At 39.8% G+C, this 22,673-nt stretch carries 23 protein-coding genes and 1 other annotated feature (1 of these 24 cut by a window edge); of the genes, 14 read left to right on the top strand and 9 right to left on the bottom strand.

Going from position 1 to position 22,673, the window contains the following annotated elements; all coding sequences use genetic code 11:
• Positions 1-27 (top strand) — a binding site (T-box leader) (it extends 208 nt beyond the left edge of the window).
• Between the two features lie 50 nt (positions 28-77).
• The 5 genes from A5878_RS14250 (at position 78) to A5878_RS14230 (ending at position 3,945) form a co-directional block, all read left to right on the top strand.
• A complete protein-coding gene (locus tag A5878_RS14250) occupies positions 78-935 on the top strand; it encodes a MetQ/NlpA family ABC transporter substrate-binding protein (protein ID WP_060791470.1) in 858 nt (285 codons plus the stop codon).
• Between the two features lie 14 nt (positions 936-949).
• On the top strand, positions 950-1,975 hold the full coding sequence (locus tag A5878_RS14245; protein WP_060791469.1) for a methionine ABC transporter ATP-binding protein: 1,026 nt from the start codon (positions 950-952) through the stop codon (positions 1,973-1,975).
• A complete protein-coding gene (locus A5878_RS14240; RefSeq protein ID WP_086295742.1) occupies positions 1,968-2,627 on the top strand; it encodes a methionine ABC transporter permease in 660 nt (219 codons plus the stop codon). Before A5878_RS14245 ends, A5878_RS14240 begins: the two co-directional genes overlap by 8 nt.
• Before the next feature lie 183 nt (positions 2,628-2,810).
• Positions 2,811-3,143: a zinc ribbon domain-containing protein YjdM gene (locus tag A5878_RS14235; RefSeq protein WP_010749972.1), complete on the top strand. Its 333-nt coding sequence runs from the start codon at positions 2,811-2,813 to the stop codon at positions 3,141-3,143.
• A 94-nt stretch (positions 3,144-3,237) separates the two neighbouring features.
• Complete coding sequence (locus tag A5878_RS14230) at positions 3,238-3,945, top strand: zinc metallopeptidase (protein WP_005228270.1); 708 nt, start codon at positions 3,238-3,240, stop codon at positions 3,943-3,945.
• 71 nt (positions 3,946-4,016) lie between these two features.
• Here A5878_RS14230 and A5878_RS14225 read toward each other — a convergent pair whose 3' ends face one another.
• Together A5878_RS14225 and A5878_RS14220 are read right to left on the bottom strand one after the other, a co-directional pair.
• The gene (locus A5878_RS14225; protein WP_010749970.1) at positions 4,017-4,709 is read right to left on the bottom strand and encodes an HAD family phosphatase; all 693 of its coding nucleotides are present in this window, start codon (positions 4,707-4,709) and stop codon (positions 4,017-4,019) included.
• A 2-nt stretch (positions 4,710-4,711) separates the two neighbouring features.
• A complete protein-coding gene (locus A5878_RS14220) occupies positions 4,712-5,497 on the bottom strand; it encodes a DeoR/GlpR family DNA-binding transcription regulator (protein WP_086295741.1) in 786 nt (261 codons plus the stop codon).
• 237 nt (positions 5,498-5,734) lie between these two features.
• Here A5878_RS14220 and lacG point away from each other — a divergent pair, with 237 nt between their 5' ends.
• From lacG to A5878_RS14195, 5 genes are all read left to right on the top strand, one after another.
• Positions 5,735-7,135, top strand: a complete 1,401-nt coding sequence (gene lacG / locus A5878_RS14215) for a 6-phospho-beta-galactosidase (RefSeq protein WP_060791468.1) — start codon at positions 5,735-5,737, stop codon at positions 7,133-7,135.
• Positions 7,136-7,159: 24 nt separating this feature from the next.
• Complete coding sequence (locus A5878_RS14210; protein ID WP_010749967.1) at positions 7,160-7,477, top strand: PTS lactose/cellobiose transporter subunit IIA; 318 nt, start codon at positions 7,160-7,162, stop codon at positions 7,475-7,477.
• Between the two features lie 12 nt (positions 7,478-7,489).
• Complete coding sequence (locus A5878_RS14205; protein ID WP_010749966.1) at positions 7,490-9,163, top strand: PTS lactose transporter subunit IIBC; 1,674 nt, start codon at positions 7,490-7,492, stop codon at positions 9,161-9,163.
• A gap of 15 nt (positions 9,164-9,178) precedes the next feature.
• Positions 9,179-10,810 carry a glycosyl hydrolase 53 family protein gene (locus A5878_RS14200; protein WP_060791467.1) on the top strand — a complete coding sequence of 544 codons (1,632 nt, stop codon included), beginning with the start codon at positions 9,179-9,181 and terminating at the stop codon, positions 10,808-10,810.
• 525 nt (positions 10,811-11,335) lie between these two features.
• Positions 11,336-12,943, top strand: a complete 1,608-nt coding sequence (locus tag A5878_RS14195; protein ID WP_060791466.1) for a CTP synthase — start codon at positions 11,336-11,338, stop codon at positions 12,941-12,943.
• A 263-nt stretch (positions 12,944-13,206) separates the two neighbouring features.
• Here the strand turns inward: A5878_RS14195 and A5878_RS14190 are convergent, their stop codons facing one another.
• Positions 13,207-13,662: a YehR family lipoprotein gene (locus A5878_RS14190; RefSeq protein ID WP_005233973.1), complete on the bottom strand. Its 456-nt coding sequence runs from the start codon at positions 13,660-13,662 to the stop codon at positions 13,207-13,209.
• Positions 13,663-14,030: 368 nt separating this feature from the next.
• Here A5878_RS14190 and A5878_RS14180 point away from each other — a divergent pair, with 368 nt between their 5' ends.
• The 4 genes from A5878_RS14180 to A5878_RS14165 all read left to right on the top strand — a co-directional run bounded on the left by A5878_RS14180 (position 14,031) and on the right by A5878_RS14165 (position 17,994).
• Positions 14,031-14,900: a class II fructose-bisphosphate aldolase gene (locus A5878_RS14180; RefSeq protein WP_005228297.1), complete on the top strand. Its 870-nt coding sequence runs from the start codon at positions 14,031-14,033 to the stop codon at positions 14,898-14,900.
• A 173-nt stretch (positions 14,901-15,073) separates the two neighbouring features.
• The gene (locus tag A5878_RS14175; protein ID WP_060791464.1) at positions 15,074-16,333 is read left to right on the top strand and encodes a UDP-N-acetylglucosamine 1-carboxyvinyltransferase; all 1,260 of its coding nucleotides are present in this window, start codon (positions 15,074-15,076) and stop codon (positions 16,331-16,333) included.
• 2 nt (positions 16,334-16,335) lie between these two features.
• The gene (rho, locus tag A5878_RS14170) at positions 16,336-17,631 is read left to right on the top strand and encodes a transcription termination factor Rho (protein WP_005228301.1); all 1,296 of its coding nucleotides are present in this window, start codon (positions 16,336-16,338) and stop codon (positions 17,629-17,631) included.
• A gap of 99 nt (positions 17,632-17,730) precedes the next feature.
• Positions 17,731-17,994 carry a type B 50S ribosomal protein L31 gene (locus A5878_RS14165; RefSeq protein ID WP_005233979.1) on the top strand — a complete coding sequence of 88 codons (264 nt, stop codon included), beginning with the start codon at positions 17,731-17,733 and terminating at the stop codon, positions 17,992-17,994.
• Between the two features lie 71 nt (positions 17,995-18,065).
• Here the strand turns inward: A5878_RS14165 and A5878_RS14160 are convergent, their stop codons facing one another.
• The 6 genes from A5878_RS14160 to A5878_RS14135 all read right to left on the bottom strand — a co-directional run bounded on the left by A5878_RS14160 (position 18,066) and on the right by A5878_RS14135 (position 22,589).
• Positions 18,066-19,265, bottom strand: a complete 1,200-nt coding sequence (locus A5878_RS14160) for a site-specific integrase (protein ID WP_143353834.1) — start codon at positions 19,263-19,265, stop codon at positions 18,066-18,068.
• 122 nt (positions 19,266-19,387) lie between these two features.
• The gene (locus A5878_RS14155) at positions 19,388-20,371 is read right to left on the bottom strand and encodes an Abi family protein (protein ID WP_086295740.1); all 984 of its coding nucleotides are present in this window, start codon (positions 20,369-20,371) and stop codon (positions 19,388-19,390) included.
• A gap of 105 nt (positions 20,372-20,476) precedes the next feature.
• Positions 20,477-20,917, bottom strand: a complete 441-nt coding sequence (locus tag A5878_RS14150; protein WP_086295739.1) for a hypothetical protein — start codon at positions 20,915-20,917, stop codon at positions 20,477-20,479.
• A 123-nt stretch (positions 20,918-21,040) separates the two neighbouring features.
• The gene (locus tag A5878_RS14145; protein WP_086295738.1) at positions 21,041-21,592 is read right to left on the bottom strand and encodes a hypothetical protein; all 552 of its coding nucleotides are present in this window, start codon (positions 21,590-21,592) and stop codon (positions 21,041-21,043) included.
• 92 nt (positions 21,593-21,684) lie between these two features.
• On the bottom strand, positions 21,685-22,161 hold the full coding sequence (locus A5878_RS14140) for an ImmA/IrrE family metallo-endopeptidase (protein WP_086295737.1): 477 nt from the start codon (positions 22,159-22,161) through the stop codon (positions 21,685-21,687).
• A gap of 8 nt (positions 22,162-22,169) precedes the next feature.
• Positions 22,170-22,589 (bottom strand): helix-turn-helix domain-containing protein, encoded by a 420-nt coding sequence (locus A5878_RS14135; protein ID WP_086295736.1) that lies wholly within the window; start codon positions 22,587-22,589, stop codon positions 22,170-22,172.
• Positions 22,590-22,673: the final 84 nt, after the last annotated feature.

The raw sequence follows: 22,673 nt of genomic DNA, 5'->3' as shown, positions 1-22,673 counted from the left end.
CACGAACATGGTTGTTTCGTCCTTTCTCTATGATGGAGAAAGGACGTTTTTTTATTATAAAAAGGGGGAACTAAAAAATGAAACAGTTGAAAAAGGGAATCGTTGGGTTAGTTGCTGCTGCTGTCTTAATTACATTGGCAGCTTGTAGCAATACTAGCAGCACGGAGGATACACAGTCTGGTGAAAATAGTGTAGATGCAGTGGAAGAAAAAGTCGTTGGAGTGGCACCTGGACCATATGGGGATATGGTGACAGAGGTGATCTCTCCATTACTGGAAGAAAAAGGGTATCAACTAACGACCAAAGTGTTTAATGATTATATTCAGCCGAACAATGCCTTGGCGAATGGACAAATCGATGCCAATTTGTTTCAGCATACGGCCTATCTAGAAAAATTTTCGGCAGATAACCAGTTATCTCTTACGGCATTACAAAAAGTGCCAACATTGGGAATGGGCATCTATTCGAAGCAACTGTCCAGCTTGGATGAGTTAGCAGACGGGGCGACTGTTTCGATTGCCAATGATGCCTCAAATTTAGCTCGGACCTTGCAACTGTTAGCTGCCAATGAGTTGATCACCATCGCAGACAATATCGACGAAACGAAGGCAACGGTGAATGATATCGAAGAAAATCCGAAGAATCTGACATTTAAAGAATTAGACGCAGCCCAATTGGCTCGTTCGTTAGATACAGTCGATTTAGCTTTAGTACCAGGAAACTTCGCTTGGGCGGCTTCTCTTGATCCTGCAGATGCTTTGGCGTTGGAGTCGTTGAAAGAAGAATATAAAAATGTCTTTGTGGTGTCCACCGAAGAAGAAGACAGTGATTTTGCTAAGGCAGTTACGGAAGTATTAGAAAGTGACGCATTTAAAGAAGCGATTGCCGAATCACCGTTCAGCAACTTTGATCAACCGAAATTTTGGACTGAGTAAGAAGGGCATACCTTATGGCAAAAATAGAAGTAAAACAAGTATCAGTGACATTCACTCATAAAAAACAAATCAAAAAAGCAGTGGATTCCGTTGATTTTTCCGTTCAAGCTGGAGAAGTATACGGGATCGTCGGATTGAGCGGGGCTGGGAAAAGTACCTTGGTTCGTACGTTGAATCTACTGCAGGTGCCCTCTAGCGGTCAAATTCTGATTGATGGTCAAGACATCACGCAAGCCAAAGGCAAACACTTGCGTGAAGTACGACAAAAAATCGGGATGATCTTTCAGCATTTCAATCTGATCCATAATCGAACCATCAAGGAAAATTTAGCCTTTGCTTTGCGCGCTGGTGATTATCCGAAAGATCAGCAAGAAGCGAGGATCAAGGAACTGTTGGAAATGGTGGATCTGCCTCACAAAATTCACGAGTATCCGAATAATTTGTCTGGGGGAGAAAAGCAACGGATCGGCATTGCACGAGCGATTGCCAACGAACCTGAGATTTTGTTGTGTGACGAAGCTACCAGTGCGTTAGATGTTGAAACGACTGAAGAAATTTTGAAATTGTTGATCCGAATCAAGGAACAGACAGGCATCACCATCGTCTTTATCACTCATGAATTGGATGTTGCCCGTAAGTTTTTTGATCGGGTGGCAGTGATGGAAAAGGGGCGCATTGTTGAAGAACAAACGACCTATGGCTTGTTCAGTCAGCCTAAACAGCCTATTACAAAAAAACTGGTAGGCCGCTACTTGGATCTGACGCTTCCTGAAGAGATTCTAGCATCTTTCACGCAAGGCGACTTGCTGGAATTGCGCTACCAAGGTGAGTATACGTTAGAACCGCTGATTTCGACTGTAGCGAAAGCCTACGATGTGTCGATCAATATCATCCATGGGAAAATTGAGTATATCAAAAAAGATGTGATCGGTATTTTGTATATCTATTTGACGGGACCCGACGAAGAAGCAGCAAAAGCCCGAGAACACTTAGCTGCGAACGTCTTTTCTCTAAGAAAGATAGGTGAGAAAAATGGCTGAAACGATTGAGATTTTAAAAACAAACCTGCCTCAAGCACTATGGGAAACATTCTTTATGGTGGGGACCTCAGCAATTATAGGAGTAGTTTTCGGCTTATTGATTGGATTAGTCCTGTTTTTAGTCGGCAGTAACCTTTTTCATAAAAATATTTTCTTGCATCATCTGGCCGATTTTGTCGTCAATGCAATCCGTTCGCTGCCATTTTTGATCTTATTGATTACGCTGATTCCGTTATCAGCGATGCTGATCGGTGATCCTTATACCCCAGCGGGTGGTGCGATTGCTTTATCGATTGCCGCGATTCCTTTTTACGTCCGAATCGCTGAATCCGCATTTGCCGAAATCGACTATGGCGTCCTTGAAGCCAGCGTCGCTTCTGGAGCATCGACGAGACAGATCGTTCGCGAAGTGATTTTACCAGAAAGTCTGCCAGCTTTGATTCGCGGATTTGTGCTAACTTTGATCAGTCTTTTAGGCTACTCAGCGATGGTGGGAACAATTGGCGCAGGCGGCATTGGCGATTTAGCAATTCAGTATGGTTATTATCGCTATGAAACGGCGATTTTGATTGTGGTGATTCTCCTGCTGATTCTTCTGGTACAAATCATCCAGTGGGTCGGCGATGCTTGTGCGAATCATTTCTCAAAATAATACCCAACGCTTTGTAGTTCCTTTTCGAATACACTTGAGTTATCGCTTCTGTTATTACTCTACAGAAGCGATTTTTTTTACTTACAGGTCACTGATTTTTGGTTGCACCGCTAATGGTTTTTCGGTATGCTGATGGTGAGTTGTTTTTTTACAGCGAAAATTATATTTTAAAGGAGCAACACTATGACTCAAATTCCTAACTGTCCAAATTGCCAATCTGAATACGCTTATGAAGACCGCGGGCTGTTTGTTTGTCCTGAATGCGGAAACGAATGGCAAGAGCAACAAGCGATGGAAGAAGCACCCGTATATAAAGATGCCAACGGCAATATTTTAGTCGATGGCGATACAGTAACGGTCATCAAAGACTTGAAAGTCAAAGGCGCATCTGGCGCCATCAAACAAGGAACGAAAGTGAAAAACATCAAATTAGTCGAAGGCGACCACAACATTGATTGCAAGATCGATGGCTTCGGCGCAATGAAACTAAAATCAGAATTTGTAAAAAAAGGTTAAAAACAAAATCTTCCAGTCATCTTCATAATTTTTTCACCACTTTAATGGTAAAATAAGGTCAAAGATTAAAAGGGGGAATTTTATCGTGTATGGTATGGGCGGATACGGGTTCGGCTTTTTTTATGACCCGACTTTCATTCTTGTAATTATCGGTATGGTGATTTCACTAGCAGCGTCAGCGTACGTCAAAAGTACCTTTAACAAATATGACAAAGTCAGAAGTAAAAATAATATTACCGGCACAAAAGCGGCGCAGTACATCTTGCAAAGCCAAGGAATCAATAATGTGGGTGTGCAAGCGATCGCTGGTGATTTGACGGATAATTACAATTCTGGCAACAAAATGCTGAGTTTATCGCAATCCACTGCACAATCAACTTCGGTAGCAGCAATCGGTGTTGCGGCCCATGAGTGTGGACACGCAGTCCAAGATGCCAAAGGTTATTTTCCTTTGCGTTTGCGTCATGCGATCGTACCGATCGCTAATATCGGAACCAGCATCTCGATCCCATTGATTTTGATTGGGGTCCTATTACGAGGATCGTTTCTGATCAACTTAGGCTTGTTGGCTTTCTCATTGGCGTTTATTTTCCAATTAGTGACCTTGCCAGTCGAGTTCGATGCCTCAAAACGGGCGATCCGTATTTTGGCAGATGGTGGCTTGTTAACAGAAGATGAAGTACCACAAGCAAGAAGAGTGCTCTTTGCCGCAGCGTTGACGTATGTCGCAGCTGCCGTAGCAACCTTATTGCAGCTCTTACGTTTGATTATTTTATTCGGTAATAACAACCGTCGGAATTAGAAAATGGAAACAAATAATAACAAAGTGGCTCAATCAAGATTTCTTGGTTGAGCCGCTTTTTGTATGGAATATTATGATTTAACGAAAACTTTTGACAGGTGCTCTGTCCAAAAATCAGTAAAATCTTTGATGGTTCCATCTTTATTTAGCTGTGCCTGTTCAAATACTGATTTATTCTTACCGAATGGATCAATTGCGATAATTGTTCCAATCCCAGCACGCTTGGCAGCAAGCAAACCTGAATAAGCATCTTCGATAACAAGACAATCTGCAGGAGCTAAGCCCAATTTGCCAGCCGCTTTAAGAAAAATATCCGGTTGCGGTTTTCCAGGAAAAGAGCCATCGTCATAGACGATCTTATCCCAATCAAACCAGCGAGCTAAATCGAAAGTATCAAAATAAAAAGCAACATTCTCTTTAACAGTAGCGGTGGCGATCGTTAATGGAATCTGCTGGTCAGTCAGCTGATCAAGAGTCGCTTCAAGCCCCTTTGTCAATTGGAGATCGTTCTTATTTTGCAAGCAAAGCATACGATAATAGCTTTCTTTTTCTTCTGACAATACGGCGATCTCAGAGGCGGTCAAATGTTCTGAAATGAAATGTTTTAAAATCTCCGTATTCGTTCGACCATGGATATTTTTTAAAATATCCTCATCTGATAAACCATCTTTTGTATGATCATGAATCATGTGCAGCCAAGCAGCTTCATGTAGATGAGAGTCCAAAAACATTGTTCCGTTGAAATCAAAAATAATCCCTTTCATAGTTACGCTCCTAGAGTGGTATTTTCGGTTGAATCAGCAATTTGCAGATCGACATATTGTGCATAGTGCTCTTGAACCTCTCGCGAGATCTGGCGATCCGTAATGAGTAAATCGAAATCATGTAAATTATAAAACACATAAAAATCATCCCGATTGAACTTTTTGTTATCAACGAGCAGATATTTCTTGCGAGAATTATTTAATGCGATCTGCTGCGCTTCTCCTTCTTCTGTACTGTAAGTAGAAATTGCTTCGTTGTGAACGCCATTTGAACTGATAAATGCTTTTGTAAACTTTAGTCTTCTTAAATTGTCGTTGGTGATTGGTCCAACAAATGCGCCGGTATTTTTACGGAAATCACCACCAATTAGTAAAATTTCTGGTCCATCTGCTTGCGCAAGAATATCAAAAACCGGGTAATTGTTTGTAATAATCCGAATTTTCTTGTTCAGTAAATGGGTCGCCAAAAGTTCGATTGTTGTACCTGGTCCTAAAAAAATTGTTTCGCCTTCTTGAATTGAGGAGGCTGCTGCGGCAGCAATTTCTTTTTTTTCTTGAATCTGCAGAGTGGCTTTTTCGGTGTGAGAAAGTTCTTGATCTAAAGTGTAGGAAAGACTTTGCGCCCCTCCATGGACACGTAGCAGCTTGCCCGATTTTTCTAATTCATCTAAATCTCTGCGAACGGTCATATCAGAAACATCTAATTGATTGATGATTTCATTAACGGTAAGGATTCCTTTTTTATTGACCATTTCTACGATAGTAAACAATCTTTCTTTTTTCAGCATCGTCTTCACCTCTAATTTAAGGATAATCTACCATATAATCGGATAACAGTCAATCTGTTTCGAACAAAAACAAACAATTATTTGCGTGATACATGTTTATTTCAATGGTTTTTATCATTTTTTTTCGATTTTTGTGATTATTTATGTTTGTTTTTGTTGACAAATGTTTTGGATGCGATTACAATTCAATCAGTTAGAAAGTGTGGAAACTGATTATAGATTTGAGGAGAGATGTACATGCTTAAATTACCAGAAGATTTTATTTTTGGTGGAGCCACAGCAGCCTATCAGGTTGAAGGAGCCACTAAGGAAGGCGGCAAAGGCGCTGTTGCTTGGGATGATTTTTTAGAGGAACAGGGTAGATTCAGTCCCGATCCGGCAAGTGATTTTTATCATCAATATGCAAAGGATATTGAATTGTGTGAACGATTTGGTGTGAATGGGCTAAGATTATCCATTGCATGGAGTCGAATTTTTCCTGATGGTGATGGGGAACCGAACCCAGAAGGAATCGCTTTTTATCATCGTGTGTTCGAAGAATGTGCGAAAAGAAACGTAACGCCGTTTGTGACATTGCATCATTTTGATACCCCTAAACGTTTGTTTGACCAGGGAGATTTTTTGAATCGAGAAACAATAGAAGCATTCGTTTCCTATGCCATTTTTTGTTTTCATGAATTCAAAGAAGTGAAAGTGTGGAGTACCTTTAATGAAATCTATCCTGTTGCGACCAATCAATATTTGTTAGGCGTTTTCCCGCCAGGAATCAAATATGATTTTACAAAAATCATCGCCTGTCTTCATAATATGATGGTTGCCCATGCACGTGTAGTGAACTATTTCAAAGAAAACGAACTTCCAGGCGAAATCGGTGTCGTTCACTCATTGGAGACGAAATATGCGGCAACAGATGCTCCAGAAGATAAGCATGCAGCCTTTTTAGACGATGCATTGTCGATCCGCTTCTTATTAGATGCTACTTATTTAGGCTTCTATTCAACTGAAACCTTGACTGCTCTTGATGAGATATGTGAAGCAAATCAGGCCAGCTATCATTTTCCTGAAGAAGATTTTGTCGAATTGAAAAAAGCCTCCACGCGTAATGACTATTTAGGGATCAATCACTACCAATGCCATTTTGTCAAAGCTTACGATGGAGAAAACGCGATCCATCATAATGGCACGGGTGAAAAAGGGACCTCTGTTTATAAAGTGAAGGGGATCGGAGAACGCATTTATAAAGAAGGAATTCCTCGAACAGATTGGGACTGGCTGATTTATCCAGAAGGGCTTTATGACTTGTTGTTGCGAATTAAAAGCGATTACCCGCATTACAACAAAATCTATATCACTGAAAACGGCATGGGGTATAAAGACCAGTTTGAAGATGGCATCATTATGGATCAGCCGAGAATCGACTATTTGAGAGTCTATTTGGAATCCTTAAGCAAGGCGATAACAGCTGGGGTAAATGTGAAGGGATATTTTTTGTGGTCGCTTATGGATCTTTTCTCATGGACAAATGGGTATAACAAAAGGTATGGCTTGTTTTATGTTGATTTTGAAACCCAGAAGCGTTACCCGAAAGAGTCAGCATACTGGTACAAATTAGTTAGTGAAACCAAAACGATTATTTAATAAGTAATAATGGAGGAAGAAAAGATGAATAAAGAGGAATTACAAATGCTTGGTTTTGAGATCGTTGCTTATTCAGGGGACGCTCGCAGTACATTATTGAAATTATTGAAAGAAGTAAGACAAGGGAACTTTGAGCATGTTGATTCAGCACTGAAAGAAGCCGACGAAAATTTAACCCTTGCACACAATTCGCAAACGAAAATTTTAGCGGAAGAAGCATCGGGAAAAGAGATGGAGATGGGATTCATTTTTATCCATGGACAGGATCATTTAATGACCACTTTGTTGCTGAGAGATCTGATTCAAGACTTTATTGCACTGTACAAGCAGAATCAAGGATAGGAGAAGAACGCTATGGATGGAATCATTAAACAAATCGAAAAAGGGAAACCGTTTTTTGAAAAAATCTCACGCAATAGTTATCTGGGAGCCGTTCGTGACGGATTTTTAACAGCGATGCCGGCTATTTTATTCTCAAGCATATTCATTTTGATTGCTGCGGTTCCTGAGATTTTTGGTTACCAATGGCCTGAAGCTGTCTCCACTTGGTTGTGGAAAGTCTATAATTATTCGATGGGGGTTGTAGGGTTACTTGTTTCAGCAACCACTGCTCGCTGCTTGGCTGATTCGATGAATCGCCGCTTACCGAAAAACAAAGTAATCAACACGACTTCTGTGATGCTGGCTTCTGTGGTAAGTTTCCTGTTGTTAAGCGTCTCTCCAATCGAAGGCGGATTTTCAACGGAATACATGGGGACAAAGGGGCTTTTGGCGTCCTTTGTCGCTGCATTTTTAACAGTTAATTTATATAAGTTTTGTGTGCTGAAAGATATTACCATTAAGATGCCTAAAGAAGTTCCTGGTACGATTTCGCAAACCTTCCGAGATATTTTTCCTTTCTCTTTTTCAGTATTTGCGGCCGTTTTAATTGATTTAGGTATTCGGCAAATTTTCCAAATCTCATTTGCAGAAGCAATCATTACTGTGCTGCAGCCATTATTCACAGCAGCCGACGGTTATTTAGGAATCGCTATTATCTGGGGAGCGATGGCGCTATTTTGGTTTGTCGGTGTTCATGGACCGTCGATCGTGGAACCAGCAATTGCAGCAATTATCTATGCCAATGTGGAAACCAATCTGCAATTGTTCAATTCCGGTGAGCAAGCTTCAAAAGTACTGACAGTCGGTTTAGGAAATTTTGTAGGAACTATGGGAGGAACTGGGGCCACATTGGTCGTTCCTTTTATCTTCTTACTCTTTGCTAAGTCTAAACAATTGAAGGCAGTCGGGAAAGCTTCCTTTATTCCAGTAAGTTTTGCTGTCAATGAACCATTGTTGTTTGCAGCACCCATGATTTTGAATCCTTATTTTTTCATTCCGTTTTTGTTAACACCAGTTGTAAACGTTTGCTTGTTTAAGTTTTTTGTCGATGTGCTAGGCATGAACAGTTTTATGTACGTTTTACCTTGGGCAACTCCGGCACCGATCGGTTTGGTTCTAGGAACAGGCATGGGGGTGTTAGCCTTTGTTTTAGCAGCGGTTCTAATCGTCGTTGACTTCCTGATCTATCTACCATTTTGTAAAGCATACGATGCTGTTTTAGTAGAGCAAGAAGCACAAAAAGCGGAAGTGATCGCAACCGAAGAAGGTGCTTCTGCTGCTATACGTGAGGAAGTACCTGTGGCAGCGAGACAAATTATCAGCGATACAAATAAAGAAATCAATGTGTTGGTGCTTTGTGCTGGAGCAGGGACAAGTGCGATGTTAGCTAATGCTTTAAAAGAAGGTGCATCTGAATCGAAAGCACCGATCAGTGCAATGGCGGGTGCTTATGGTTCTCATTACGAAATGCTGAAGGATTTTGATATGGTGGTCTTAGCACCGCAAGTCAATTCTTACTATGATGATATCAAAGAAGATACCGATCGCTTAGGAATCAAGCTGGTTGCGACAAAAGGAGCAGAATATATCGGATTAACGAGAGATCCTGAAAAAGCCGTTCAATTTATTCTGAGCCAATTTCAATAAAGGAGGAGCAAATGAATGAAAAAGGGAGCTTGGTTGCGTAAAGTCGCTTTATTTGCAGCTGTGATAGGGACTTTGGGGGCTGTTTCAAAAACAGTTGAAGCATCTGCCAGCGAGTTTATTCGCGGAGCAGATATTTCAATCTTGTCAGATATGGAAAAATCTGGTGCAAAATATTATGAAGATGGTATTTCAAAAGATGCCTTAGAGATTCTAAAAAATAATGGTGTCAACTATGTTCGACTGCGTTTGTGGCAGGATCCTTATAATAGTAACGGAGAAAGTTATGGGGCAGGGACAAATGATCTGGAAACGACGATTGCCCTTGCAAAACGAGCAAAAAGTCTTGGACTCAACGTGTTGCTAGATTTCCATTACAGTGATTTTTGGGTTGATCCTGGGAAACAGAATGTTCCTAAAGCGTGGCAAGATCTGACCTTTGAAGAAATGAATACGGCATTGTATGACTATACAAAGAACGTTCTGTCGGAAATGAAGCAGCTAGACGTTTATCCTGATATGGTTCAGATCGGCAATGAACTGAATAGTGGCATGCTCTGGCCTTATGGCAAGTCTTGGGGAGAAGACGGGGGAGAGTTTGATCGATTGGCTACTTTTTTGAAGTCTGGTGTCCAAGCTGTTCGAGACACTCAACCTAAAACAACTCCAGTAATGCTCCACTTAGCTGATGGTGGCGATACAGGAGCATTTACTTGGTGGTTTGATGAAATCACCAGTCGGGGTGTGTCATTTGATTTAATTGGAGTATCGTATTATCCGTATTGGCACGGTTCAATGAATGAACTTCAAACCAATATGAATACGATCAGTCAACGGTATGGCAAAGAAGTGATCGTAGTTGAAACAGCTTATGGGCATACAACAGCGAATGCAGATACTATGCCAAATGCCTTTGGCGAAGCCGAAGCAGCGGCGGGGGGATATGAACCAACGCCGTCAGGACAAGCAGAGTATTTGCTGGATCTAGCCGATCGTATTCAAGCGGTGCCGAATGATCGCGGGGCGGGCTTCTTTTACTGGGAACCTCTTTGGTACAACGGAAACGTGAGTTGGGCAACACAAGCAGGTATGAATTATCTCGGTGTTCAATCCACTATGGGAAACGAATGGGACAACCAGGCGATGTTTGATTTTGCTGGAAACGCCTTGCCAAGCTTGCGTGCGTTTAAACAAGCAGGGACGCAAACAAATCTGGTTAAAAATGCAAGTTTCGAGAGCGATGGACCAACGACCAGTCCTTCCGATTGGCAAACGTGGTTTCAACAAGGAACAGCTGAAGGTACGATCAAAACGGAAGCAGGGACTTTTTTTGGAGACTACAAATTAACTTTTTGGAAGGACCAAGCTTACGAGGCATCAGCTTATCAAAATATTAGTGGCATCAGCGATGGAACTTACACATTGAGTGCCTACGTAATGTCTGGGGGAGAGTTTGATACCAATCAGTTATATATCAAAAATTATGGTGGAGCGGAACTAAATACTGCGGTTGATAAAACCAGTGAATGGACAAAAATTACAATCAAAGACATTCCAATTACAACAGGTGTTTGTGAAATCGGGGTTTATAGCAAGGCTTCAGCAAATGCTTGGACGAACGTTGATTTTGTTTCGTTGGTGAAACAATAGTCTAAGGATTGCTGCGATTGATCCTCAGAGCTCCCTTTCAACCGCATCACTAGCGTAGAAGGCAGGAATCGAACCTGCACCTCGTCTTTGCCAAAAATAACCAGAAATACGTTCCGATCATTTTTACCAAAACGAGTAAAGCGCCAGACTTCATCTACACTTTGTATTATGCCAAAGAGAGTTCAACGATTTCGTAAGAAGCAATGAAAAATTTGCAAAAAGTTGTGCAGAAAACATGAAGGTTGTTTAAGAAAGAATAACCATAGAATTTAGTCGAGAAAAAGAAGGAACCAGCTGTATCAATAAGTAAAGCGGTTTGTCTGGAAACTTCGTTTTTTTCTGAAAAAATCAAATAAAGTTTTCTTGACATTTGCTAGGTGAGAATGTATCATTCTGTTTGGGCACTCTTTACAAGAGTCAGAAAGTGATTTAGAATTTTCGCTCCCTATTCATTTATGGATAGGGAGCTTTTATTATTTTCTAAATGCTTTTCCTGTAAAATAGATTAAAGGAGTTTTTCAGTTTATGACAAAATATATTTTTGTAACCGGCGGTGTGGTTTCTTCTATTGGTAAAGGGATCGTAGCAGCATCATTAGGACGTCTGTTGAAAAATCGCGGCTTGAAAGTAACGATTCAAAAATTCGATCCGTACATCAACGTCGATCCAGGAACGATGAGCCCATACCAACATGGTGAAGTATTCGTAACCGATGATGGAGCAGAGACCGACTTAGACTTAGGTCACTATGAACGCTTTATCGATATCAATTTGAACAAATACTCAAATGTAACAACTGGAAAAATCTATTCAGAAGTTTTGCGGAAAGAGCGTAAAGGAGAATACTTAGGCGCGACTGTTCAAGTGATCCCGCATATCACCAACGAGATCAAAGAAAAAATCATGCGGGCAGCCAAAATGACTGATTCAGATGTGATCATTACAGAAGTCGGCGGTACAGTAGGGGATATTGAATCATTACCATTTCTAGAAGCTTTGCGTCAAATGAAAGCAGACGTAGGTTCAGACAATGTGATGTACATCCATACGACGCTGATTCCTTATTTGAAAGCAGCAGGCGAAATGAAAACCAAACCGACACAACATAGTGTGAAGGAACTGCGCGGCTTAGGGATTCAACCAAATATCTTGGTCGTTCGGACAGAACAACCCGTAGGACAATCAACGAAAAACAAATTGGCACAATTCTGTGACGTGGCACCAGAAGCCGTGATCGAATCTCGTGACGTTGAGACCCTTTATTCGATCCCATTGGCACTGCAAGCGCAAGGCATGGATCAAATCGTGTGTGATCATTTGAAACTGACTGCACCAGCTGCTGACATGACCGAGTGGCAAGCATTGGAAGAAAAGGTACTGAATTTGAAGAAAAAAGTACGCATCGCATTAGTCGGAAAATACGTGGAATTGCCAGATGCTTATCTATCAGTTGTCGAAGCTTTGAAACATTCTGGTTTTGCCTTTGATGCTGACATCGAGATCGATTGGATCAAAGCCCAAGAAATCACACGAGAAAACGTGGATTCTTACTTAGGTGAAGTAGACGGTATTCTCGTTCCTGGTGGATTCGGTGATCGCGGGATTGAAGGAAAAATCGAAGCGATCCGATATGCTCGGGAAAACGATGTGCCATTCTTAGGGATTTGTCTAGGGATGCAAATGGCTTGTGTGGAATATGCCCGCAATGTCGTTGGCTTGGAAAATGCCAATTCCGCAGAAACCGATCCTGAAACAGCCAACAACATCATTGATTTGATGGCTGACCAAGAAAACATCGAAAACTTAGGTGGGACATTGCGCTTAGGCTTGTACCCATGTAAAGTGAAAAAAGGCACCAAAACAGCTGCAGCTTATGACGGAGAAGAAGTTGTTCAAGAACGTCACCGTCATCGTTATGAATTCAACAACAAATACCGTGAAATCTTTGAAGCAAACGGGATGGTTTTCTCAGGTGTATCACCAGACAATCGTTTGGTTGAGATCGTTGAGATCCCAGAAAACAAATTCTTCGTGGGTTGCCAATTCCACCCAGAATTGATTTCTCGTCCAACTCGCCCACAACGCTTGATCAAAGCCTTTGTTGGAGCTTCATTGGATAACCGCCAACCATAATAATCGCTAGCTGCAAACCAAGCAATGAATGTGCGAAACTCCTCATCTCAAGATGGGGAGTTTTTTTGAGTTGCGCCATCCCAGTAGTCCGTAAAAGGTTGAAACTTGCATGAGCGTTGGTAGAAGGTATCCATTTCTGCACACAAAAAACTTCCGTCAAAACGACCGGAAGTTTTTGGCTGATGCATTATTTTTTTCGCTAGCAGTTTGAATGAAATCCGCCAGCGGGAAACCCATGTTGATTTGCTGGTGCCTAGAGAGGATTATTCTTTTAGCTTATACCCTTGATCTAAGAGCATTTCCTCTGTACGTTCCATGCTGATCCCATTTTCGGTGTTTCCTTCGAAACTAACCCCAGGCAATTGTTTCGCTGAATCATAATCCAACTCATCATAATTGATGGTCAATGATTCAGTCGCTTCACTATCTGTATAGTCGAGGGAATAGTCCAACCCTTTGACTTGCTGATACTGTTCTGCAATCGGATCAAGCACGGTTTGTGCTTCTTCTTTAGTCGTTACCCCGATCGCTGAATAAGGCATGACATTGTTCGCAGTCTGAGTTTTTACTTTATCGCCTTCATAAGTGAAGACCAGTTCCATCGAAACCCCATTTTGATCCATTGTGAATGTTTTGGTTTCTTCCTTGGCCCCCGAGCTACAGCTTGCCAAGAAAAGAACTCCGATGACTGCCAAAAATCCAATAAGCGCTTTTTTCATTTTATCCCTCCTTTTTTACATAATAATATAGCCGCTTTCACAAGGCTATTCTTATGCTCAAAAGAGAAGAAGAAAGGATTTGCTGGAAGATTATGATAAAATAACGAAAAAATATGTGAAATTTTTCTCGAATTTTCACATGCCGATTTGTTATCTAACGACCACAGACAGAAGAGCAAAACCTTACAGAATCCTAGACTTTCAGAAAAGATGATGAAAATGCTGGATTTTTATATTTGTGCAATCTTTTTTTGAAAAGAGAAATTCCTCTTTTTAGTAGCAAATACCGCAAATCTTTGCTAAAATAGCATTGTCGGTTAAGCATTGCTTAACAAATAAAGTTTTTCAAAACTTAGGAGGAATTTTTTATGCCAGTAGTATCAGGAGCTGAATTCTTAAAAGCTGCTCGTCAAGGCGGATATGCAGTCGGCGGATTCAACACAAACAACTTAGAATGGACACAAGCGATTTTAAAAGCTGCTGAAGCGAAAAAAGCGCCAGTTCTAATCCAAACTTCAATGGGTGCTGCCAAATATATGGGCGGATACAAAGTTGCTAAAGACATCGTTACAAACTTGGTTGATTCAATGAACATCACTGTTCCAGTTGCAATCCACTTAGACCACGGTGATTATGATGCAGCAATGGAATGTATCGAAGTTGGTTACACTTCTGTTATGTTTGATGGCTCTCACTTACCATTTGAAGAAAACTTGAAATTGGCTAAAGAAGTTGTCGAAAAAGCACACGCAAAAGGCGTTTCTGTTGAGTGTGAAGTTGGTTCAATCGGCGGAGAAGAAGATGGAATCATCGGTTCTGGCGAATTAGCTGACATCGAAGAATGTAAACAAATGGTTGCAACTGGTATTGATTACCTAGCTTGCGGAATTGGTAACATTCACGGTCAATACCCTGAAAACTGGAAAGGCCTTGCTTTTGACCACTTACAAGCAATCGCTGATGCAGTAGGTTCTGATGTACCATTAGTATTACACGGTGGTTCTGGTATTCCTCAAGACCAAATCGAAAAAGCAATCTCAATGGGTGTTTCTAAAGTAAACGTAAATACTGAATTCCAATTATCATTTGCTAAAGCAACTCGTGAATACATCGAAGCTGGCAAAGATAAAGAAGGTAAAGGATTCGACCCTCGTAAATTATTAGCACCAGGTGTTGCTGCAATCGTTAAAGATGCAGAAGAACACATCGACTGGTTCGGTTCAGCTGGTAAAGCTTAATCTTAATCAAAGATCAAAACTCTTAGAATCACCGATTCTAAGAGTTTTTTTGCTTTCCAAGAAAATATTCTTGATGCGGGGATCAAAAATATCCTGCATCTTTTTTCTTTGAGTGATCTGTGCTAAAATTGGAATGATACACATAAATTAAAAAAGAGTATAGGTGGAATTCCATGAAAAAAATTGTCATCAACGGCAATCGTCCCTTAAAAGGTGAAGTCACCATTAGCGGCGCAAAAAACAGTGCAGTCGCATTGATCCCGGCAGCGATCTTAGCTGATTCACCGGTCATTTTAGAAGGAGTGCCTGACATTCAAGATGTGCACTCATTAATTGAGATTATCGAAATCATGGGTGTGAAGACCCATTTTGAAAACAATACGCTAGAAATCGATCCGACAAACATCGTTTCGATCCCGATGCCTAACGGAAAAATCAATAGTCTACGAGCTTCTTACTATTTCATGGGGGCATTGTTGGCGAAGTTTGGTGAAGGCGTCGTTGGGTTGCCTGGCGGCTGCTTCTTAGGTCCGCGACCAATCGATTTGCATATTAAAGGCTTCGAAGCACTTGGCGCAAAAGTCACCAACGAACATGGTGCCATGTATTTGCGTACCGAAGAAGAAGGCTTGACTGGCGAACGTATCTTCCTAGATATGGTCTCCATCGGAGCAACCATCAATGTGATGCTGGCAGCAGTAAAAGCCAAAGGCAAAACGATCATTGAAAATGCCGCACGAGAACCTGAGATCATTGATGTTGCGACCCTTTTAAATAATATGGGAGCGAAAATCAGAGGTGCAGGTACCAATGAAATTCGTATCGAAGGCGTGGAAGAATTGCACGGTTGTCGTCATTCCATCATTCCAGACCGGATCGAAGCAGGAACCTACCTTTCTTTAGCCGCAGCAGCGGGGGAAGGCATTACTGTCAAAAATGTGATTTATGAGCATTTAGAAAGCTACATTGCGAAATTGGAAGAAATCGGCGTGCGAATGGATATCAGCGAAGATGAAATCTATGTGCATCCCTCAAAAGACTTGAAACCAGCGACTGTGAAAACTTATCCTTATCCAGGATTTGCCACAGACCTGCAACAGCCGATCACACCATTATTGCTAAAAGCAAAAGGAACGTCGGAGATCATGGACACGATTTACGCCAAACGGGTCAACCATATTCCTGAATTAGCACGGATGGGCGCACAAGCAACGACAGAAGGCAACATGATTTTTGTTAGCGGACCGAGCCAATTGCACGGAGCAGAAGTTGTCGCTTCTGATTTGCGAGCAGGAGCTTGTCTTGTCATTGCCGGATTGATGGCGACTGGCACGACCAGCGTCTTTAATGTCGAGTATATTTTGCGCGGCTATGATCATATCATCGAAAAACTAACGGCTCTTGGAGCTGATATTCAAATGATAGAGGAGTAATTATGAGCGATTATCTTACGATGGCAGAGTTGGAAAACAAAACCTTAAAAGAGATCTACACCTTTGCCAAAGAGTTTCGAATTCCTTATTACAGCCAGATGAATAAAAAAGAATTGTCATTGGCTGTGATACGGGCGCAGGCGGAAAAACAAGGCTTCTTTTATATGGAAGGAATCTTGGATATCGTAGGCCAAGAAGGCTACGGTTTTTTACGCCCAATCAACTACGGACCGAGTGCAGAAGATATCTATATTTCTTCATCACAGATTCGTCGGTTTAGTTTGCGTAATGGTGATAAAGTCGCCGGTAAGGCGCGCCCGCCCAAGGAATCTGAGCGCTATTATGGATTGATGCACGTTGAGTCTGTTAATGGCAAAGATCCAGAAGATGCCAAAGAGCGTCCGCATTTTCCAGCGCTGACGCCGCTTTATCCGAATCGTCATTTAAAATTAGAAACAACGTCAGGACGCCTTTCTACGCGGATGATCGACATGCTGTCGCCAGTGGGTTTTGGCCAACGGGGACTGATCGTTGCTCCGCCTAAAGCTGGGAAAACCAGCATCTTGAAAGAAATTGCCAATGGGATCACTGACAACTATCCTGAGGTGGAATTGATCGTTCTTTTGATCGACGAGCGCCCAGAAGAAGTGACTGATCTGGAACGCAGTGTCAAAGGCGATGTTGTTTCTTCAACCTTTGACCTGCAGCCTAGCAACCATACCCGTGTTTCTGAATTGGTACTAGAACGGGCGATGCGTTTGGTAGAAGACAAGCGTGATGTCGTGATTCTGATGGATAGTATCACTCGTTTGGCAAGAGCCTACAACTTAGTGGTACCGCCAAGCGGACGTACACTAAGCGGCGGGATCGATCCAGCTGCTTTGTACAAACCAAAGAAATTTTTTGGTGCTGCCCGTAATATTGAAGAAGGCGGCAGTTTGACGATTCTTGCCACCGCACTGGTGGATACCGGCAGCCGCATGGATGATGTCATCTATGAAGAGTTTAAAGGAACCGGCAATATGGAGCTGCAGCTTTCTCGCAGCTTAGCAGAACGTCGGATCTTCCCAGCGATCGACATCAAGAAATCTGGTACCCGTAAAGAGGAATTGCTGATGAGCAGCGAGCAATTGGAAGAAACCTGGCGCTTACGCAACAACATGTTGGGGGATTCCTTGGAGTTCACAGAACAATTCATTCAATTCTTGCGTAAAACGAAGAACAATGAAGAATTTTTAGCGGCTTTTCATGATGTCCATTTCGGAGACAAACGGCAAAAAAGAAATATAAAAAGATAATTGCATCTAAAAACCAAACATGGTAAGATAGTCATGTTGTAAAATCGACAAATCAACTCTGGTGAAGCAAATGAGCCAGGGCAAAGGAGAGAAGAAGAAATGAAACAAGATATCCATCCAGATTATCATCCAGTTGTATTCATGGACTCAACTACTGGTTTCAAATTCTTATCAGGTTCTACAAAGAATTCTCAAGAAACTGTTGAGTGGGAAGACGGCAACACGTATCCATTGATCCGTGTCGAAGTAACTTCTGATTCACATCCATTCTACACTGGACGTCAAAAATTCACACAAGCAGACGGACGTGTGGACCGTTTCAACAAAAAATACGGTCTCAAAGACACAAACGCTGCAGAATAAGACAAACATTGTCCAAGGGCTGTTTTATCAGCTTTCTAGAGGTTTTCCTATTTATAGGGAAACCTCTTTTTTTACATTTGACTACCCCTTTGACTACCCCTAGTATTTTTATCTGGATCTGGGCTGCCGTTTGCCATGAAATTTGCAAAGTCATGAGCAGTTTTTTCTTTTCTTTGTTCAGTTACGTGAGCATATATGTTCATAGTAGTTTTAATATCAGTATGGCCCATTCGTTCCTGCACGTCTTTTATTGAAACACCTGCTTCAAATAGTAAACTACAATGAGTATGTCTAAATCCGTGGACAGTCATTTTAGGCAAACGATTTTCTTTCAGGATTTTCGAAAGATTATGGTTCAGGTAATCTAGATAAAGCGGTTTGTTTTCAGTAGAAGGGAAGAGCAATTGCTCTTGAGATAATGAGTTTATGCCAAACTGAAAAAGAAATTTTTGTTGGTGTAACTTCCATTTTTTTATCAGACCCAGCGTCTCATCATCCAAAGAGATAGTACGAATACTTTTTCTTGTCTTCGGCGGCTGAAAAACTAATTCCCAATTCTGTATAGTTGCTAGTGTTTGTTTGACGTTAAGAGTTTTCTTATCGAAATCAATATCTTTCCAACGTAAGGCATGCAATTCTCCTTTGCGAAGACCCGTATACCCAAGAATTCGAAACATCACAAATAATTGTTCTGAATAATTTTCTTTTACCACCGACAAAAAAGTAAGCAACTGTTCACGATCATAGAAAGGAGCGATGTAGTCCTCTTCATCTACTTTTTGCTGTTTTTTTGGTCGAATTACACCGTCCATTGGATTATTGTTAAGCAACCGAATATTGATAGCATAATTGAATACTGATGTCGTGATACCAATTAAGTTGGAGTATTTTTTATAGTAACTAAACCAATGATTTACCTGTTTTTGACAAAATTGAATAGTAATCTTACTCATTCGGATATGACCAAATAAAGGGAGAATATGTTTGTCTATCGCAACCTTTTGAATAGTGTAAGTACTAGGTTTAACCGTGTTTCTGTATTGTTCTAACCACATATTACATACTTCTTCAAATGTTTTTGTTGTTTCAGTGATGAAATCAGGTTCTTTTGATTCTAGTTGTAAACGAGCAAGTGCAAGCTTTGCCTCCTGCTGCGTTTTAAACCCTCGTTTTGTAGTCCGTTTCTTTTTGCCAGAAATAGGGTCTACACCTAAGTAGATTTGAAACATATAGGCATTAGTTCCATCTTTCTTTTTATACTTTTTTATCATTTTTCATCGTCCTTTCTTTGCCCGCCAGCATGTAGAACGAGGTGGCATCACTCCTTTCTGTATGTCTATTAGGAAATTAAAAAAAGTAAGACCAATAAAAATTATATAGGATAGAAAGATGTCTACATTCTTTTTAAATCATTAACGGATTTCATCCTATCAATTATATTTTCTGGAAGATTAAATAGCTGATAAATATTTTTTCCATTGAAGTTTGTTTTTCTTTCCGCATAAGGAGTGAGTAAAAAGTCTAACTCAGTAACAAAGTTATTTAATTGAAAATTATCATTTAGAAGAATTAATATAATTAGCATAACAGAAAATAAATCATTTTTTCCGAGTCCGTTGTTAAACTCTTCTTTTGTGAGAGTATCTTGTTCTATCATAAAAAATAGAGAATTCATAGGAAGTTGTTTTTGAAGTTTCAAATTTAATGTTCGACTTCCATGTGCAACTTTATTTCTAAAATCTTTAACCATTATTAGGCCATTTTTCAAAAATTCTTTTTGATGCTCGGTACTTAAAATAAGATTAAAATGTTTGAATATGTCTGAGCAGATGTATTCTTTTTCAGACCCTTTCAAAATTGTGTACCATTGAATTGTTAACCCGAACATCAGATCATTAACCAGTATCCAAGGAGGAACATGATTTTTTTTATTTTTATAATATGCTGTTACACTATTTTTTTTGGGTTTTGACAGAACCTTTTTAATATCAGTAATTGTGCCACTTCTTGAAGCATTCGGATTTGCATAGTTTTTAAAATACAAGTATTCTATTTCTTTTACACCGAAACGTTCAGAAACAACATAAGATAATTTTGTCTTTAAAGATTTTTCGATAAGCAATATATATTTCAAAATAATATTGCTAAGAGAAATATCAAGCCAATGACATGTGTAAATCATCTCGAATGTTGTACCATCTGCAAAATCATCATCTTCACCAGCTAAAAAAGTATTTTTGTATCCATTCATAAGTGTGTAATAAGAAATGCTAGATAATGACTCATAAGTGAAAAAATCACGTTCAATTTTTACGTTTCTAGAAGAGATAATATCAATCTGTTGGTCTATCGTCATAAAAGGTTTATCTGGATGCAAAGAAAAATAACCTCCTTTCCTTTCGGAAACAGAGGTTATTCCACAGCCATCTTACTACAACGACCATTGCAATTAACCATATGTTACCGAAAATAATCGTATATGTCAATAATTGAACCTAACCGGATCACCAATCGAAATTTTTTCCGAAAAATCAAAAGAGTCTGTATCAATGAGATCTTTGTTATTAACTTTCAGCTCCGCTAATTTATTTTCTGAAGATCCGAACATCGGGGAAAGGGAACCCAATACTCCATTTGGTGTTTTAGTTATTTTTGCACACTCGAAAAAATCCCAGTGGATTTTGGTGACTTCTAAAGATTCTTTTACATAATCATAGAAACCTAGAGAAGATTTAGTTTTGGGATCAAAAATTTCTGTTCCAGGAATTACAACAGATAAGGAATCACCAACTTTTATAGGTTCTTCGATGTATTGCAAGTTACTCTCATAAATACTTTCATTATAATTTCTTCCTCCGTTTACCAATATAGTAAATTCATCTGGTATAGCTACCACATAAAATTGAAACTTTCTATCTTCCATTATTATTTCTCCATTTCTAAGTTGAATTTATCTTGCTATCTATTAAATATGATTGGGCCCAAAATAAAAGATATGTGTTTAATTTGTTTCAGCACGCTCTTACTTTGGTCGATGGGCATGTTTTTAATTTATTGAAGAATTAACAATATCCCAATTGTATTTCAATTCTTTATCGCCACGACTTTCTAAAATGCCAGATAGGGTTACTTGGTCACCGTTTGAATAATTAGAAATAGTTTTTCCATCCTCAAATTTAGCGATAAATACATAATAAGCCAAATCTGTACCGGAGACCTCGGACCAGGTAAGTCCGTCTTCGTATTTTTGATCAGCAATTACATATAATCTATCATCAGATGAATCAATAACTTTTCCTGACCATTCGACAGTGGATCCTTTTACTTCTTCCCAAGCTGTAGTTTTAGAACCGCTCTCATTAGGAATTGCATCGTATGCTACAACGTATTCGTAAAACCTATTGATAAAGTTTGATAGTACAATTGTTTCGTCGGAATTAACTTCACTAGTTTCGATAGTCATGATTGTAGTGGATTCACTACTGGCAGTTGCTTCTTTTTCATCAGTACCGAATAATGCGGCTGCCACCAAGATAAACACACACAACGCCACAAACGCACCTGTAATGATTGCTAAAATTTTCCATATACCCTTCATTTCTTCCTCCTTATTTCTTTGATATAATATATTTGTACAATCTCAGAAATGAGTAGGCCTTTTAGAAGTTGCACCTTCTAGAAGGCTTTTTATTATCCGAAAACTTTAATGGGTTCAACAAATAGGTACTCGTTGTCAAATGTAAATTTATAGTTGCGATGGTAATGATATTTGCCATACTTGTTGAAGTAATGTATAAGTGCATCTTCAAAAAAATCAAAAGTCACATTTAGAAACTCGCTACATTCATAAATATTATTACAACCGTTTAAAGCGCAATCTAAAAGATCATCAAGTGTGATTAACATCTCAATTCCAAACCTTCTAGCCTTCCACTCTTCTTTCCATGCCCCATCAGCTTTGTAATCAAGAATATTTCCAACGGTTCTTTTATAGTGACCGAACTCTTCAGCCAAAACAACTTTCTTTTTTCTATTGGACTTATTTTTTTCTAAATAAATTCTTCCGTTTCTATATAAAGCAGTATAGCTAGTTACACTTTCAACAGGACCTTCAATAACTGGTAACTCAGCAGCAACATTTGACAGAAGCACTTCAAAATCATCCATAAACAAACCTACTTTTTATCAAATTTATTATCCATCTCATCGAGAAATGAATTTATCTTTCTAAGATCCTCATCTGAAACCATTCTATTAGGATCTTCTGAGTGAGCAGCTATAGTGAAAATCTCCTTCTTCTGTTCGTTAAGCTTAAATTTAGCAAAGTTGTAAACCTCATCTTGTTTTCTATTGTCTAATTGATTAAAAATGTTCAGTAACTTGTCCTGAGGTTTTTCTGTCCAACCCATTAAATATCCTGGGGTTGTATCCAAAGAAATTGCTAACTTTTCTAGAACTTCTGTAGGAAGCTTTTCTATTTCCCCTTTTTCATAACGAAATATGGTGGATCTTGAGACACCTAATTTAGCTGCTAGGTAATCAGCATTGTATCCTAACTCCTTTCTTCTTTGCTTTATTCTTTTTCCCACTTCCATTTGAATACCTCCATAATTTATCTTTAATCAAATACTATCAGATGTGTTGCAAAAATGCAACAAAACAATCGCAAAAATGCAACA

Source organism: Enterococcus sp. 3G6_DIV0642, assembly GCF_002140635.1.
Classification (GTDB): Bacteria; Bacillota; Bacilli; order Lactobacillales; family Enterococcaceae; genus Enterococcus_D; species Enterococcus_D casseliflavus.
Note: the sequence above shows the minus strand (reverse complement) of the source record. Positions and strands in the feature narration are given on the sequence as shown.